The sequence below is a fragment of the candidate division KSB1 bacterium genome (assembly GCA_034506335.1).
In the GTDB taxonomy this organism is placed as follows: Bacteria; Zhuqueibacterota; Zhuqueibacteria; order JANLFK01; family Oleimicrobiaceae; genus Oleimicrobium.
On the sequence record JAPDPR010000050.1, the window covers coordinates 14,555 to 28,882 of the forward strand.

The window sequence follows — 14,328 nt, forward strand, 5'->3', positions numbered from 1 at the left end:
GTTCCGCTACAGCAAATACTTGAGAAGCAGAAAGCCCCCCAGCAGCAAAACAACGAAAACTACGGTGGCAATGTTAAAATATTTGTCGATAAGCTCCCGTACCTTTGGGCCCCATATGTACAGCAAGGTGGAAACGGCGAAGAAACGCACGCCTCGCCCAATGACCGAAGCGAGAACGAAACTAAGGAACGGCGAGCCAGCGGCCCCGGCAGAGATGGTGAATATCTTGTATGGGATCGGCGTCAGAGCAGCCGAGAGCACTGCCCAAAAGCTGTATTCGTTGAAGGTCGCAAACAGCCGCCTGAATAGCTCCTCGGCATGGTAGAAATGCACAATCCTCCAGCCTATTGCCTCCATGAGTCCGAGCCCAATGCCATAGCCACCGATGCCGCCTACCACTGAGGCCACTGTGGCCGACCCCGCATAGAGAAAGGCGCGGCGCGGCAACGCGAGCGCCAGAGCGATGAGCAAGACATCGGGCGGCACTGGAAAAAAGGAGGACTCGGCAAACGCCAACAGCACAAGCGCGAGCCAGCCATAGGGTGTCTGGGCCCACCGCAGTACCCAGTCGTAAAGGCGGCGGATGGGATTCGCAGAGCCCCGTACGCCTACTTCTCGCGGTCTGACTATTTCTACTGTCGACTGTTCACCGTCCTGCACTGTCGGCTACCATTGAACTCTTTGAGGAGTACCATCATCAACTTCACAAAACGAAAGCTATCAATCGCTCTCGAAATGGAGCTTGCCTGGCCTTCATAGTGCGTAGTGATGGGCACGCTTTCGATACGGAAGCCGGCGCGTGCGCACCGCACTATGAACTCGCTCTCTGTGTCGAAATGCGAGGTCGTCAATAACACTGCATCGAGGACCTCCTTCCGGAAGGCCCGAAAACCACATTGGCTATCAGGAACTCGGACTCCAGCCACCCACGACACAATTAGCGAGCTTAGGCGATTGCTCAAATAGCGGTCCAGAGGCATACCGTGCCTTGTGGACATCCGGTTACCCACCACGACCTCCGCCCTTCCCTCACGAAGTGGGGGCAGGAAGAGTGGCATCTCTCCTGGGTCGTGCTGGCCGTCAGCGTCGAGCGTAAATATCGTGTCGGCATGCTCCTTCACCGCCGCAAATCCGGTGCGGAGTGCAGCTCCCTTGCCAATGTTGCGGGCATGTCGCATCACCAAGCAACCCAGGAGCTCGGCAACGAGCGCTGTGTCGTCATCCGACCCGTCGTCTACGACGCAAATCTCCACCGAGCGAAGGGTATCTCGTACCCTACGCACCACGTCCGGCAAGGTGCTGGCTGCGTTCAGCGCAGGGATAACCGCTACGATGCGCTCCTGCTCCCTCCGCGCACCCCACGGGGACCCGCGCCGCATTCCGGGTACCAGCATGCCCCTCTACCCGATAACCCGATATTCCGGGGTTGAGCAAACAACGATCGCTGTCCCCAGTCTAACCTTTCTAAAAAATGTATTCATTTGCCGGCAAAAAAACAACCCAAATCTTCCTGTCGGCGACGCGGAACCACGAGGAGCGTCACCGCCAACACCTTGACCACGAAGGTAGACAAAGGCCCGTACCCACATGTGGGCAGGCACGGGCCTTCGGCCTGTCGGGGCGACTGGATTTGAACCAGCGACCCCTTGACCCCCAGTCAAGTGCGCTACCGGACTGCGCCACGCCCCGAGTTTGTATCCATTCGGTCCAGAAGGTCCAGAATTCCGCGAAGTTCCGATTCTATCTCGGCAAGCAAGTCTTGCCTCTTCAGTTCCTCGAGAGAAAGGCTCAGTTGCCTCTCGTGGCGAGCATTCGCCTTCTCGGCCAACCGCTCTCGCGCCAATCTCTCCCGCGCCCCGGCAACAGTGTACTTTTCGACGTACAACAGTCGCTTGATGCGAAAGATGAGCCGAATGTCGTCCAGCTTGTAGGTGCGATTCCCTGCGCGATTCTTCGGCGGCCGCAACTCGGGAAATTCGGTTTCCCAATAGCGGAGCACGTGCGGCTTGACGTCAGTGATCCTGCTCACCTCGGCAATGGAGTAGTAGAGCTTCTTGATCGGTACGTCAGCCATCCCCACTCCTCCAACTCTCGCAGCACCGCACGTGTTAAGTGTATAAAAATGTCGGCAAACAATCAAGAGGTTTTTCAAGTCTTGAGCAGAATTGTCCCTCGCGAGCAAAAATTCACCACCCTGGCGACTACCACTTGCCAAGCTCCGTTCCCACCTTGCGCTTTCGCGGCAAAGCCCCTCATCGAGTCTGTCAAATAGACGGCCGTTCGTGCCCTATTGAACGGACTCAAGCCCGCCCTCCTCAGGCGTGGTGGCACATACATCGCAAAGGCCACCTGATAGCCGGCCTCTCTTACCTTGTCTACTAACCGCTCGTCCAGTACCCCGAACGGATAGGAAAAGGCGCGAATCGGGCACCCCAACCGATCTTCAAGCAACAACTTTGAGTCCCTAACCTCTTTCCGCAGTCGTTCCGGCGAAAGAAAACTCAGTGCCGCATGGGTCATTGAATGAGATCCGATTTCCCATCCTGAGCGGACGAGCGCACCAAGCTCGCCCCACCCCATGTGACGCACGGGTTTGCTCAGACGGACGTCCCAGGCATTGGTCTTCCCAACGTAGCCGGCTATCACAAACACTGTGCCTCGGAGCTGCATACTCTCCATGATCGGATATGCGTAATCATACACGCACTGGTACCCATCATCGAACGTGATGCAAATCTCTCGCGGGCCGGACTTGTCTTGTACCGGTGTGGGCAGGGTAGGCAGGCGGCAGACGAAACCACCGCGAGACAGGTAGCTCATCTGCGCCGCAAATGCCCGGGGTGTGACGCGCGTGATCCCCGCGTAGAACCGTCTGTCCACCAGATGGTAGGCCAGGGTCACCACACTCCGACCTCGGCACTTACCGTGCCGCCTTCCCCTGACGCGGACGACTGGGATGTAGCTGGGTGGCCACAAGGTTCCCTTCTGCCAGCACCTCATGGGCCGCCCGTTGCACTTCTTCTCCTGTCACCGCCTCAATTTGGGCAATCGTCTCCGACAAGGAGCAGAACTGGCGGAGATAGATTTCCAACTTTGCGAGGCGGCTCATGCGGCTCGCGGTATTCTCCAACCCGAGCATCAAATTGCCTTTGAGCTGGGATTTGGCCCTTTGCAGCTCCTCTTCCGGCAGGCCATTGGACCTCAGGTCCCGGATTTGAGCGTGCACCAGGTCCATGCAAAGAGCAAGCTTCTTCGGCTCGGTGGCAAAGTACAATCCGATGAGTCCGGTATCGCTATAGAAATCCAAAAACGAGTAGATGGTGTATGCAGCGGCGTTTTCCTCGCGTACAGCCTGAAACAGACGCGAGCTCATACCTGCCCCCAAGATGGTGTCAAGCACCAAAAGCGCAAATTTGCGCGGATCGGCGTACGGATACGCCCTGCCTCCCAGGCACACGTGCACCTGGGCACACTCCTGGGGGCGCACGCTGCCACGAGCTGCTTCTAAAGGAGGTTCCCTCTTAGGTCCATGGTCCGCCGGGAGGTCCGCGAAACTCTTGCCGACAAGCTCTACGAGCCGATCGTGCACGACGTTGCCGGCGGCTGCGACCACAATTCGCCCTCGCGTGTAATGGCCATGCAGGAAGTCCACCAGGTCATCGCGCGTGAAGGCTCGGACCGTCTCCGGCTCACCGTAGACTTGGTGCCCCAACGGATGATTAGGGTACACGTCCTCATACAGGTAGTCGAAGATTATGTCCTCTGGCGTTTCCCGTGCATGGTCCATCTCGCGGAGGATAACCTGCTTTTCTTTCTCGATATCGGACTGCGCAAACAGTGAGTTCTGGAGAATATCGGCGAGCACGTCTACTGCCACTGGCACGTGTTCGTCCAATACGTGCGCAGTGTAACAGCAAAATTCCTTTGATGTGTAGGCGTTGAGGCTTCCCCCCAGGTCCTCGAGGGCCTGCGCAATTTCGCGTGCCGTCCTCCGCGCGGTGCCTTTAAACAGCATGTGTTCTACAAAGTGCGAGACGCCCCGCAACCTGGGCGTCTCGTCGCGCGAACCGGCTTCGACCCACACGCCCAGCGCTACCGACCGGACGGCGGGCATATACTCGGTCACCACCCTCAAACCGTTGTCGAGGATGGTTCGCTTGTAGTTTTCTGTCACGCCTTCTCTTCTATCTCCTTCTCCCTAGCCGATTGGATGCGACTCAGTCTTTCAACAGAGCCTTCCTGCTCAAGTCCAGTTTCCCATCGCTGCCAATGCGGAGAAGCTTCACTTCCACCTTCTGTCCTACCTTGAGCACATCTTCCACCCTTTCCACACGGCGGTTGGAAATCTGCGAAATGTGCAGCAGTCCTTCTTTCCCCGGAAGAATCTCCACAAAGGCTCCAAAATTAGTGATCGTCTTCACTACTCCTACGTACGTCTTGCCCACCTCTGGTTCGGCGGTAAGTTCTTCCACCATGCGGCGGGCTTGATTGCAGGCCTCCGGGTCTACTGAGGCAATGAGCACAGTCCCATCGTCCTCAATGTCGATGGTGGCGCCGGTGGTCTGGATGATTTCCCGAATGGTCTTGCCACCTGGACCGATGACAGTACCAATGGAATCCACGGGAATCTTGAACGAGACGATACGCGGCGCGTAGCGTGACAGCTCAGGCCGCGGCCGGTCGAGCACACTGTCCATGATGTCCAGGATGCGATGGCGGGCCTCCTTGGCTCGATGCAACGCTTCCTGCAACACCGCACGCTCAAGACCGGTCGTCTTTATGTCCAGTTGGAAAGCGGTCACGCCTACTCTGCTTCCGGCGACTTTAAAGTCCATGTCACCCAGGTGGTCCTCCTCGCCCAGGATGTCCGTGAGGATCACGGTGCGATCAGGACCCTTCACAAGGCCCATGGCAATGCCGGCAACGGCCGCTTTGACCGGCACGCCAGCATCCATTAGCGACAATGAGCCGGCGCACACGGTCGCCATGGACGAGGAACCGTTTGACTCGAGGATATCCGACACGATCCGCACGGTGTAGGGGAAGACCTCGTCGCTGGGGATCATCGGCTTCAGGGCGCGCTCGGCAAGATTGCCGTGGCCGATCTCTCTCCTACTCGGCCCGCGCACCGGACGAACTTCGCCGACCGAGAACGGCGGAAAGTTGTAATGCAGCATGTAGCTCTTCCAAAACTCTCCTTCCAGGTCATCGATCTTCTGCTCGTCCATCTTGGTGCCCAAGGTGGTCGCGGCGAGCGCCTGCGTCTGCCCCCTGGTGAAGAGTGCCGACCCGTGCGCGCGAGGAAGTACGCCCACTTCACAGGTCACCTCGCGGATCGCCTCTGGGCCCCGCCCATCAAGACGGCGGTCCTCCTTCAGGATCATCTCGCGAACAATCTTTTTGACACGCTCCTCGATGATACCGGTGATGTGCGGCTCGCTTTCCGGGAATTCCGCGGCCAGCGCGTCAACGATTTCTTTTTTTATGGCGTCAACAGACTCACTCCGCCTGGCGCGTTCTGTTTCGCGCAGCGCCTGCTCTAGGCGGTCGCCGAGCATGGCGTTTACCCGCTCCACCAATGTGGGATCCGGTACGCTTCTCTGGTATTCACGTTTGGGCTTTCCACACTCGACCGCCAACTCCCGCTGCAGGGCAACGATCTCCTTGATATGACGATGCCCAAAATCAAGTGCCGCAAGCAGGTCGTCTTCGGCGATTTCCCGGGCTTCGCCTTCCATCATGATGACGGATTCTTCAGTGCCCGCCACCACCAGGTCCAGGTCACTCTCTTCCAACTGCGCGAAGGTGGGGTTGACCACAAATGCGCCGTTCAACCTCCCCACCCGCACCGCGCCAACCGGGCCCCCGAAGGGGATGTCGGAGATGGTGAGCGCCGCCGAGGCCCCAATAACCCCGAGGACATCCGCGTCGTTCTCGCGATCCGCCGACAGCACCCACACGATCACTTGCACTTCGTAGGGGAAATCTTCAGGAAACAACGGTCGAATAGGCCGGTCAATCAGGCGAGCGTTCAGAACTTCTGTCTCGCTGGGCCGCCCTTCACGCTTGAAGAACCCCCCAGGGATTTTTCCCGCTGCGTACGCCTTCTCTCGATAGTCGACTGACAGCGGGAAAAAACCCTGAGGTGCCATGGGCTGGTCACCGGCCACAGCCGTCGCTAATATGACACTGTCGCCAAACTGCACCCAAACAGCACCATCTGCCTGTTTGGCAAGCTTTCCACTTTCTATGATGAGCTTGGAATGGCCAAGCTCAAGTGATTTGCGTACAATCATTCATTTCCTCCCATAATACGGCACTAGCAAACCCCCATTTTTCTTCGCTGCAGCCCCCGCATACCCCCAGGGTGGAACTCGCGCCCTTCTAGGAGCCACGCGCCTGGGGTACAGTGGGGCAGCAAGCTTCTTACCGACGAATGCCTAGTTCGTCGATCACCTTGCGATAACGCTCAATGTCCTTGCGCCGCAAGTACTCGAGCAATCTGCGCCTCTTCCCGACGAGCTTCATGAGACCACGGCGGGAGTGGTGGTCCTTCACGTGGGTCTCTAAATGCTCAGTAAGCTCTTTGATGCGCGCCGTCATCAGGGCGATCTGCGCCTCTGCTCGACCGGTGTCGTGCGGCGTAGTCCCGTACTTGCTGATTAGTTCCGCCTTCTGTTCCTTTGTCAGTGGCATTCGCTTCTCCTCTCTATTTCACGTTCGCGAAAAAGGCCTGACTTGCCTCCTTGTCGGCTTCTATCTGCCGGACCAGCTCACGCGATGATGCAAAACGCTGTTCACCACGAATGCGGCCGAGGAATTCTACGGATACTGTCTCGCCGTAAAGCTGACCCTCATAGTCGTAGATGTGCACCTCCAATACGGGGCCTGCAGATGGCTCGCCAAATGTGGGCCGCACGCCGATGTTGAGGAGGCCACGAAACCGCCGACCGTCGAGGTGCACCAACACCGCGTAAGTGCCCGACTTGGGGACCAGTTTCGCGGCCGGAGGATTGAGATTCGCCGTAGGATACCCCAACTTACGGCCCAAACCTCTCCCTTGGACCACGGTGCCTTGAAGGGTGTAATTCCTGCCTAGCAGCCGTGCTGCCCCCGAGACGTCACCGTTTGTCAGCAGCTGACGCACCCGCGTGCTACTGACCGGTGCCCCGTCGACCATCAATTTGGGCACCACCTCGACGTCAAAGCCGAACGTGACCCCCAGTTCGTGCAACATCGTCACCGTCCCAGAACGCCCCTTGCCAAAGGTATGGTCATACCCGACCACGACGCGCGCGGCCCCGAGAGCCTCGTGGAGCACACTCCGCACAAAGTCGCCTGGTTCGGTCTGCGCCAGCTCGTTACTGAACGGCAAAGCGACAACCACCGTCACCCCCAAGGCCTCCAACAACGCTACCTTTTCCTCAAAGAGGGAAAGAAGGTGAATATGCGGGCGGTCTGGTCGGGGCACCACCAGCTGGGGGTGTGGCTCGAAGGTAACGACAACCGCAGGCAGGTTCTCCTGTGCGGCCCTGACCACCACTCTTTCGATTATTGCGCGATGGCCAACGTGAACACCGTCGAACGTGCCAATAGTGACTACAGATTTTTCCCGAAATCCTGGCGGCGGAAATCTCTGTATGATCTCCATCTACACCACTGGATAGAAATGCGAGCGCTGCAGCTGATCCAATGTCAACGCATCCTCAATGCAATGCGGTCCAACGGCAGTGCGACGCAGCGTCTTGAGGACCGCGCCGCAGCCAAGCAGCGCACCAAGGTCTGCTACCAGACTCCGCACGTATGTTCCCTTGCCGCACTCGACCACAAACTCCACAAAAGGCAAACGGATGCGCGTAGGGGCAAAGTGGTACACATTCACCATCCGGGACTTGCGGGCCACCTCTTGGTGCGCCCGAGCCCATTGGTAGAGCCTCCTGCCGCCCACCTTCACGGCAGAAAACATGGGCGGCATCTGCTCTATCTCGCCCACGAAGCGGCTCATCGCCTGCTCGATCTCATCCTTGGTGGGCCGGTTTCGCAAGCCCAAGCGTCGCACCACAGTTCCGGTCACGTCCAGCGTGTCCGTCTCAAGCCCCAGCTCCAACGTCCCCTCATACACTTTGCGCAACGTCATCAAACTGGACACCATTTTGGTGGCGGGCCCCACGCACACAAGCAAGACACCTTCAGCGAAAGGATCCAGCGTACCACCGTGTCCGACGCGTTTGGTGCCTGCCACCCTCCTCACCTCTTCCACCACTTCGAACGACGTCCAGCCGACGGGCTTGTTGATGTTCAGTACCACCCCATCTTCGGGTCTGGTGAACTCACACCTCGGGGTGGTCCGCTCCTGCGTCCCGCAGCAGTCTATCGATGCGTTCGGCGCGGTCCAGCGTGTCGTCATAGAAAAAGCGCAGCTCGGGGGTATACCTGATCCTAATACGGGCGCCAAGCTGAGCGCGAAGGAAACTAGTGGCCCGCTCGAGGGCCTGCATGGTAGCCGCGCGAACCCCGGGGTCGGCTGCTGTAGCCACGTAGACCCTGGCCAGCCGCAGGTCATCGGTCACCGTCACTTCCGTAATGGTAATCTGGCCAATTCCGGGGTCTTTCACGTGACGGAAGATAATCGCGCTCAGCTCCCGCTTCAGAAGCTCGCCCACGCGCAACGATCTCTTGTACGAAGGGTGCATTCGTCTCCCCTACAGAATTTCCGCCCGATAGTCGAGTATCTGCACCCTGTCTTCCCCTTCTACAAAGTTGTAGATTTTGGCCAACGTCTCGTCCACAAAACGTTGTTCATTGCCGATAGTGACTACACCGAGGGTGACCCGCTGCCACTTCTCTGTATCCCCCACCTCTGCCACGCTCACATTGAAGCGATTACGCAGCCGCGCCTTCAGGCTGCTCAGGACAAATCGTTTCGACTTGAGCGATCCGCTGTCAGGGATGAATAGCTCGAACCGCGACAGACCAACGAACATGGTAGTGGCTCTTTGCAGGCAGCAAACCGTTACAGCTTCCGCTCGGTGGTGACGACCTCATAAGTCTCGATGATGTCCCCCTCATGGATGTCGGCAAAATTCTCGATGCCGATACCACATTCGAACCCCGCCGCCACCTCGCGCACGTCATCTTTGAAGCGCTTCAGCGAAGAGATCTTGCCTTCGTAGATCAGTTTGTTTTCCCGGTAGATCTTGGCGCGATCGTTTCGGGAGACCTTACCGCTTTGGACATAACAACCAGCAACGACGCCGACCTTGGGTACGCGGAAGATTTGGCGGACTTCCGCGGTGCCACTGTGCTTCTCGGTGACAATGGGCTCCAGCATCCCTTCGAGCGCAGCCTTGACGTTCTCCACTGCGTCGTAGATGATGTTGTAGAGCCGGATGTCGATGTCCTCGCGGGCCGCCAGTTCCCGTGCCTCAGAGGTTGGCCGGATGTTGAAGCCGATGATGATAGCGTCAGAGGCGGAAGCAAGGAGCACGTCCGATTCGGAAATTGCGCCCACGCCTTTGTGCACGACGTCGACCGCCACTTCAGAGGTGCTCAGCTTCATCAATGCGTCGGTGAGGGCTTCTACGGAGCCATCCACGTCGGCCTTGACGATCACCCTGAGCTGACGGACCTTACCATCGCGGATTTCTTTGGAAATCTGGTCCAGGGTCTTGTGGCGCATGCGGCGCGCCTCCTGCTCGCGGTGCAGCTGTTGGCGGCGCTGGCTAATCTCGCGCGACTCGCGCTCCGAGCTCACCACTACGAATTTGTCGCCGGCCTGAGGCACCTCTGTGAAGCCGAGCACCTGCGCCGGGCAGGATGGTCCTGCCTCGGCGATCTTCTTGCCCCGCTCGTCGAACATCGTGCGAACGCGGCCTGCCACCTGGCCGGCAACGAAGGGGTCACCCACGCGCAGCGTGCCATCCTGCACCAGCACGGTGGCAACTGGGCCTTTCCCCTTGTCAAGACGCGCCTCAATGACAACCCCCCGCGCCGGCCGCTGGGGATTGGCGCGCAGCTCCAACAACTCCGCCTCGATGAGGATCATTTCCAGCAAGCGATCAATGCCCAGCCCTGTCTTGGCGGAAATCTCGGCGCACTGGTACTTGCCGCCCCAGCTTTCCACTAACACGCCGTGGTCGGCAAGCTGCTGTTTGATGAGGTCAGGATTGGCTCCGGGTTTGTCGATCTTGTTGATGGCCACGACGATGGGAACGCCTGCTGCCTTTGCATGATTGATGGCCTCTATTGTCTGCGGCATAACCGCATCGTCGGCAGCCACCACAAGGACCACGATGTCAGTGACCTGGGCGCCCCTCGCGCGCATGGCGGTAAATGCCTCATGGCCGGGCGTGTCCAGGAAGGTGATGGCCTTGCCGTCAACCATCACTTCGTACGCACCAATGTGCTGAGTAATGCCTCCCACCTCGCCGGCTACAATGTTGCTCTGACGTATGCGGTCCAGCAACGAGGTCTTGCCATGGTCCACGTGGCCCATGATGGTCACCACAGGCGGCCGAGGCACCAAATTCTTCTCGTCCTGTTCCTCCTCCAGAGCCTCTAGAACGTCGGCACCAAACTCCTCGATCTGCTCCACGTCGTAGCCGAATTCTGAGGCAACCAGCGTGATGGTGTCCATGTCAAGGCGCTGGTTGATGGAAGCCATGATGCCCAAGCGCAGACACTTGCTTATTACCTCGGCCGGTGCTACACCGAGCAAGTCGGCAAGTTCTCCCGCCGAGGCGTATTCGGCCACTCGGATGACCTTGCGTTCAGGCAGTACTTCGACCTCTTCCTCTTCCCGCGTGCGCCTGCGAGGTCGCTTGCGCCCTTCATCTTTCATCCGCGCCAGAGTGTCGCGGATGCTCTTTTCGATTTCTTCCTCGGTATACTGCGGCTTGTGCTTCTTGTGGCGCTTCCGCAGCTTTTCCTTCTTGGCCTCCTCAACTGGCGCAGCAAGTTCCGCCTCTTGTTCCGCCTCCGCCGGGTGTTTGTGGCGTTTGCGGCGTTTCTTTTTCTTCGGCTTTACCTCTTCGGCGGGCTCTGGCGTTGCAACAACCTCTGCAGATGGCTGTGCCTGCGCCTCGACTTCCGCGACCTCCGCTTCTTCCACTTTCACTTCTGGCTCAAGCACCGTCTCTTCCGCGGGAGCGGGCGGCTCGGGGGTGACAGGTAGCTCAACAATCCGTACCCTGCGGTGAGCCGGCTTCGGGGCCACCACCTCCTTTGCCTCTGCCGCCCCAGCTTCAAGCTCGGCCGTCACTGGCGAGGCGGGCTTGGCCACAGGCGGTTGTGGCTCGGGCGTGGCGGGTGCCAATGGAGTTTCGATGAGCTTGCGCAAACGGGGCTTGCGGGTGGCAAGTTCGCTGACAGCCTTGATGCGTTCCTGCAACTCAAGGCGCGCTGCAGCCCACTTTTGCTCTTCCATGGCACGCTTGTCCCGCAGCATTTTGCGGAATTCGCGTTCAGCGTCCGACATGTGCGCTACCTGGCCGTACTTCTTCACCACTTCGGCATACGCCTCGTCGCTGACCACACTCATCTGGTTGCGCACGTCGAACTTGAGGTGCTGCAAAAACTCGACAAGCGCCTCGTTCGAAATGTTGAACTCCTTGGCTACCTGGTATACGCGCCTTTTACTACTCAACGCCTCAGCACTCCTTGCCAGTGACATTCTTCGCAAAACCCTCGACCGTCTACTCGTTCAGCTCCTTGGTGACAGCTGCTACAATCTCCTCTGCCGTCTTCTGTCCAATGCCCCGGATGTTCATCAAACCCTGAATGTCAGATTCCAACACGTCCCTCACATTCTGCAGCCCTGCACTCATGAGCTTTCGCACCACCGACGGTCGCAATTCCGAAACGGTGGTCAACGGCCGATCTTTGAGCAACTCCATCTTGATGAGGTCTCTGTACTCGGACTCTTTCACAGGCTGTATATCATACCCCGTCAGCCGCGAAGCCAGGCGCCGGTTCTGACCACCTCTGCCAATCGCAAGCGAGATCTGGTCATCCGGCAGCATGGCGATGACCGTCTTGTTGTCCTCGTCCAGAATAATGCGAGAGGGCTTGGCCGGACTGAGCGCCCTACTGACGAAAATCTCTGGCTCGCTGCTCCAAGGGATGATGTCGATCTTTTCGTTGTTGAGCTCCTTGACGATCGACTGGATACGAATCCCTTTCATCCCTACGCACGCACCCACCGCATCAATCCTTTTGTCATTGGAATAGACGGCAATTTTCGTCCGCTCGCCGGGTTCCCGGGCCACAGCCTTGATCTCGATAATGCCGTCGGCGATTTCGGGCACTTCCAGCTCGAACAACCGGATCAGAAACTGCTCATCGGCGCGCGACACGATCACCTGGGGGCCCTTCGGGGTTTGCTCCACCCTCTTGACCACCGCCTTGATGGTCTCCCCGCGCCGATAGTGCTCGGTGGGGATTTGCTCAGAAGGCGGCATGAGCACTTCCGTGCGGTCCACGACGATGTAGACCCCCTCGCGCGCCGTCACCTGGCGGATATCGCCACTAACGATCTCTCCCACTCTCTGCGAGAATTCCTGATAGGTCGATTCCTTCTCCAGCTCGCGAAGCCGTTGCGTCAAGTTCTGACGCGCAGAAAGGATCAACCTGCGCCCAAAACTGCTCGGGTCAATGATCTCCACAAAATCGTCGCCAATCTCCAGGTCCGGCTCTACCTTTCGCGCCGATTCCAAGTCGATTTCGCAGGTCTCGTCGGTGACTTCTTCGACGATCTTTTTGTTCTGGTATATTTCGATCTCGCCTTTGTCAAAGTTTACAAAGATGTCAAAGTTGTCAGTCGTCCCGAAACGCTTCTTGATCATACCCATGAACACCGACTCGATGATTTCGGCCAGGACCTCCTTGTCGATGTTCCGTTCTTTTGCCATCTCCTTGAAGGCTTCGACTATTTCACTCTTCATGGTGCATGCGCCCTCTACAACTACTCCCTTCTAGTCCCAACCTACCATTTGGGTTGTACTTTGGCGAGACGAACAGTCTCCAAAGCCACTCTCTGAAGTTGTCCCGCACAATCGATGACGATGTATTCCGGGCCCACCTCCTGCAATACGCCGATCAAGACACGGGTTGCCTCGCCATCCTGAAACTCGACTTTCAGCGTACGACGCAGGTTGCGGCGAAAGTCGCGCTCTGTGCGTAGCGGCCAGTCCACGCCAGGCGAAGAAACCTCCAGCGTGTAGCTCCCGGGGATAGGGTCCTTCCGGTCCAACATATCCGAGATCTTCTGCGCCAAGCGGGCGCAGTGGTCGAGCGTGATACCCCCTTCCACGTCCACTAGCACCCGGAGCAGCTGGCGCCCCGGCCTTCCGCGAAGTGCTACATCGAGGAGGTCCACCTCTTCGTCCGCGAGCGCCTGCTCCACCAGGCGACGGATATCGTGCGTGTCGGCCATGTCCTTCCTATAGTGAACAAAAAAGTGGGTCTAGCTTCGACCCACTTGCGCTTGAAATATATGAAAATCCTGGTAAAGATGCAAGGATTTTTGTGGCCCCCCCTCCTCTCAGCTTCTCACTTCGCCCAACACAAGCTCTGCTTGGGTCCTTTCCTGTGCCTCGGGGTATTTGTCCAGAAGTGAGCGAAGCACTCGCTCTGCCTGGTCCTTCATCCCTGCCAGAGCGTAACACCTTCCCGCAGCCAGCAGGTACCGTGGTGCCGTGGGTTGGGTATCATAATCCCGAGCTACCTTTTCGTAGCGCTGGGCCGCCTCGCTATACTTTCCCTCCTGCTCCAGGCATTCGGCAACGGCAGCGCGGCCGGCAGCGGCAAGATACTCTATGCTGCGCACTTTACGGGCGAACTTCTCATAGTAGCGCCGCGCCTCGGCATATTGGCCTTGCTGGTAGAGGACGTTGCCCAAGTGGAGCAAGGCCAGCGTGCCGTTCCTCGTGCCGCCATAGTCCTCCACTGCAGTACGAAGGATGTCGGTTGCCGCGGTATAGTCGAGGCGCTCGTAGGCAGCAAGCCCACGGGCTAGTTCCACCGCGGCTTTGCCTTCCGCCGCGCGCCGTCCTGCCCTAATCAATGAGACGGCCAGAATAGTGACCACGACTGCCGCGGCCGCTGCATAAACAACCTTGCTATGCGTTTCTAGGTACTTCGTCACCTTGGCGTAAGTGGTGACAAACTTATCCTCCTTAATCTCCCGTCGTGTCAGTTTCTTCTTCGGCTTGAGCATGGTCACTCCGTGTCATGTGGTTCTTGCTGAGCTGTGTGCCCCTAGCAGGACTTGAACCTGCGACACATGGTTTAGGAAACCACTGCTCTATCCATACTGAGCTATAGGGGCGC

At 58.3% G+C, this 14,328-nt stretch carries 15 protein-coding genes and 2 tRNA genes; all 17 read right to left on the reverse strand.

Going from position 1 to position 14,328, the window contains the following annotated elements; all coding sequences use genetic code 11:
• Positions 1-6: 6 nt before the first annotated feature.
• Positions 7-660, reverse strand: a complete 654-nt coding sequence (locus ONB25_12760) for a VTT domain-containing protein (protein ID MDZ7393757.1) — start codon at positions 658-660, stop codon at positions 7-9.
• Entirely contained in the window at positions 633-1,394 is a 762-nt protein-coding gene (locus tag ONB25_12765; GenBank protein MDZ7393758.1) for a glycosyltransferase family 2 protein, read from the reverse strand. Before ONB25_12765 ends, ONB25_12760 begins: the two co-directional genes overlap by 28 nt.
• Positions 1,395-1,615: 221 nt before the next feature.
• Positions 1,616-1,689, reverse strand: a tRNA-Pro gene (locus ONB25_12770).
• The gene (locus ONB25_12775) at positions 1,667-2,074 is read right to left on the reverse strand and encodes a MerR family transcriptional regulator (GenBank protein ID MDZ7393759.1); all 408 of its coding nucleotides are present in this window, start codon (positions 2,072-2,074) and stop codon (positions 1,667-1,669) included. The genes ONB25_12770 and ONB25_12775 overlap by 23 nt, the downstream gene beginning before the upstream one ends.
• A gap of 74 nt (positions 2,075-2,148) precedes the next feature.
• Positions 2,149-2,904 (reverse strand): polysaccharide deacetylase family protein, encoded by a 756-nt coding sequence (locus tag ONB25_12780; GenBank protein MDZ7393760.1) that lies wholly within the window; start codon positions 2,902-2,904, stop codon positions 2,149-2,151.
• Positions 2,905-2,920: 16 nt separating this feature from the next.
• A complete protein-coding gene (locus ONB25_12785; GenBank protein ID MDZ7393761.1) occupies positions 2,921-4,174 on the reverse strand; it encodes an insulinase family protein in 1,254 nt (417 codons plus the stop codon).
• A gap of 43 nt (positions 4,175-4,217) precedes the next feature.
• On the reverse strand, positions 4,218-6,296 hold the full coding sequence (pnp, locus tag ONB25_12790; GenBank protein MDZ7393762.1) for a polyribonucleotide nucleotidyltransferase: 2,079 nt from the start codon (positions 6,294-6,296) through the stop codon (positions 4,218-4,220).
• Between the two features lie 130 nt (positions 6,297-6,426).
• Positions 6,427-6,696, reverse strand: a complete 270-nt coding sequence (gene rpsO / locus ONB25_12795) for a 30S ribosomal protein S15 (GenBank protein ID MDZ7393763.1) — start codon at positions 6,694-6,696, stop codon at positions 6,427-6,429.
• 13 nt (positions 6,697-6,709) lie between these two features.
• Positions 6,710-7,651: a bifunctional riboflavin kinase/FAD synthetase gene (locus ONB25_12800; protein MDZ7393764.1), complete on the reverse strand. Its 942-nt coding sequence runs from the start codon at positions 7,649-7,651 to the stop codon at positions 6,710-6,712.
• Positions 7,652-8,308: a tRNA pseudouridine(55) synthase TruB gene (gene truB, locus ONB25_12805; GenBank protein ID MDZ7393765.1), complete on the reverse strand. Its 657-nt coding sequence runs from the start codon at positions 8,306-8,308 to the stop codon at positions 7,652-7,654.
• Between the two features lie 22 nt (positions 8,309-8,330).
• Positions 8,331-8,693 (reverse strand): 30S ribosome-binding factor RbfA, encoded by a 363-nt coding sequence (rbfA, locus tag ONB25_12810; protein ID MDZ7393766.1) that lies wholly within the window; start codon positions 8,691-8,693, stop codon positions 8,331-8,333.
• A 9-nt stretch (positions 8,694-8,702) separates the two neighbouring features.
• Positions 8,703-8,984 (reverse strand): DUF503 domain-containing protein, encoded by a 282-nt coding sequence (locus ONB25_12815; GenBank protein MDZ7393767.1) that lies wholly within the window; start codon positions 8,982-8,984, stop codon positions 8,703-8,705.
• A 29-nt stretch (positions 8,985-9,013) separates the two neighbouring features.
• Positions 9,014-11,644, reverse strand: a complete 2,631-nt coding sequence (gene infB, locus ONB25_12820; protein ID MDZ7393768.1) for a translation initiation factor IF-2 — start codon at positions 11,642-11,644, stop codon at positions 9,014-9,016.
• Between the two features lie 49 nt (positions 11,645-11,693).
• Positions 11,694-12,941, reverse strand: coding sequence for a transcription termination factor NusA (gene nusA / locus ONB25_12825; GenBank protein MDZ7393769.1), 1,248 nt, complete (start codon positions 12,939-12,941; stop codon positions 11,694-11,696).
• A 41-nt stretch (positions 12,942-12,982) separates the two neighbouring features.
• Entirely contained in the window at positions 12,983-13,432 is a 450-nt protein-coding gene (locus ONB25_12830; GenBank protein ID MDZ7393770.1) for a ribosome maturation factor RimP, read from the reverse strand.
• Positions 13,433-13,540: 108 nt separating this feature from the next.
• Positions 13,541-14,215, reverse strand: a complete 675-nt coding sequence (locus tag ONB25_12835; protein MDZ7393771.1) for a tetratricopeptide repeat protein — start codon at positions 14,213-14,215, stop codon at positions 13,541-13,543.
• A 36-nt stretch (positions 14,216-14,251) separates the two neighbouring features.
• A tRNA-Arg gene (locus ONB25_12840) sits at positions 14,252-14,326 on the reverse strand.
• Positions 14,327-14,328 lie beyond the last annotated feature (2 nt).

Coding starts and splice junctions, on each gene's coding strand:
- ONB25_12765 (MDZ7393758.1), bottom strand. CDS start 1,394: ATGCTGGTACCCGGAATGCGGCGCGGGTCCCCGTGGGGTGCGCGGAGG.
- ONB25_12775 (MDZ7393759.1), bottom strand. CDS start 2,074: ATGGCTGACGTACCGATCAAGAAGCTCTACTACTCCATTGCCGAGGTG.
- pnp (MDZ7393762.1), bottom strand. CDS start 6,296: ATGATTGTACGCAAATCACTTGAGCTTGGCCATTCCAAGCTCATCATA.
- rpsO (MDZ7393763.1), bottom strand. CDS start 6,696: ATGCCACTGACAAAGGAACAGAAGGCGGAACTAATCAGCAAGTACGGG.
- ONB25_12800 (MDZ7393764.1), bottom strand. CDS start 7,651: ATGGAGATCATACAGAGATTTCCGCCGCCAGGATTTCGGGAAAAATCT.
- rbfA (MDZ7393766.1), bottom strand. CDS start 8,693: ATGCACCCTTCGTACAAGAGATCGTTGCGCGTGGGCGAGCTTCTGAAG.
- ONB25_12815 (MDZ7393767.1), bottom strand. CDS start 8,984: ATGTTCGTTGGTCTGTCGCGGTTCGAGCTATTCATCCCTGACAGCGGA.
- nusA (MDZ7393769.1), bottom strand. CDS start 12,941: ATGAAGAGTGAAATAGTCGAAGCCTTCAAGGAGATGGCAAAAGAACGG.
- ONB25_12830 (MDZ7393770.1), bottom strand. CDS start 13,432: ATGGCCGACACGCACGATATCCGTCGCCTGGTGGAGCAGGCGCTCGCG.
- ONB25_12835 (MDZ7393771.1), bottom strand. CDS start 14,215: ATGCTCAAGCCGAAGAAGAAACTGACACGACGGGAGATTAAGGAGGAT.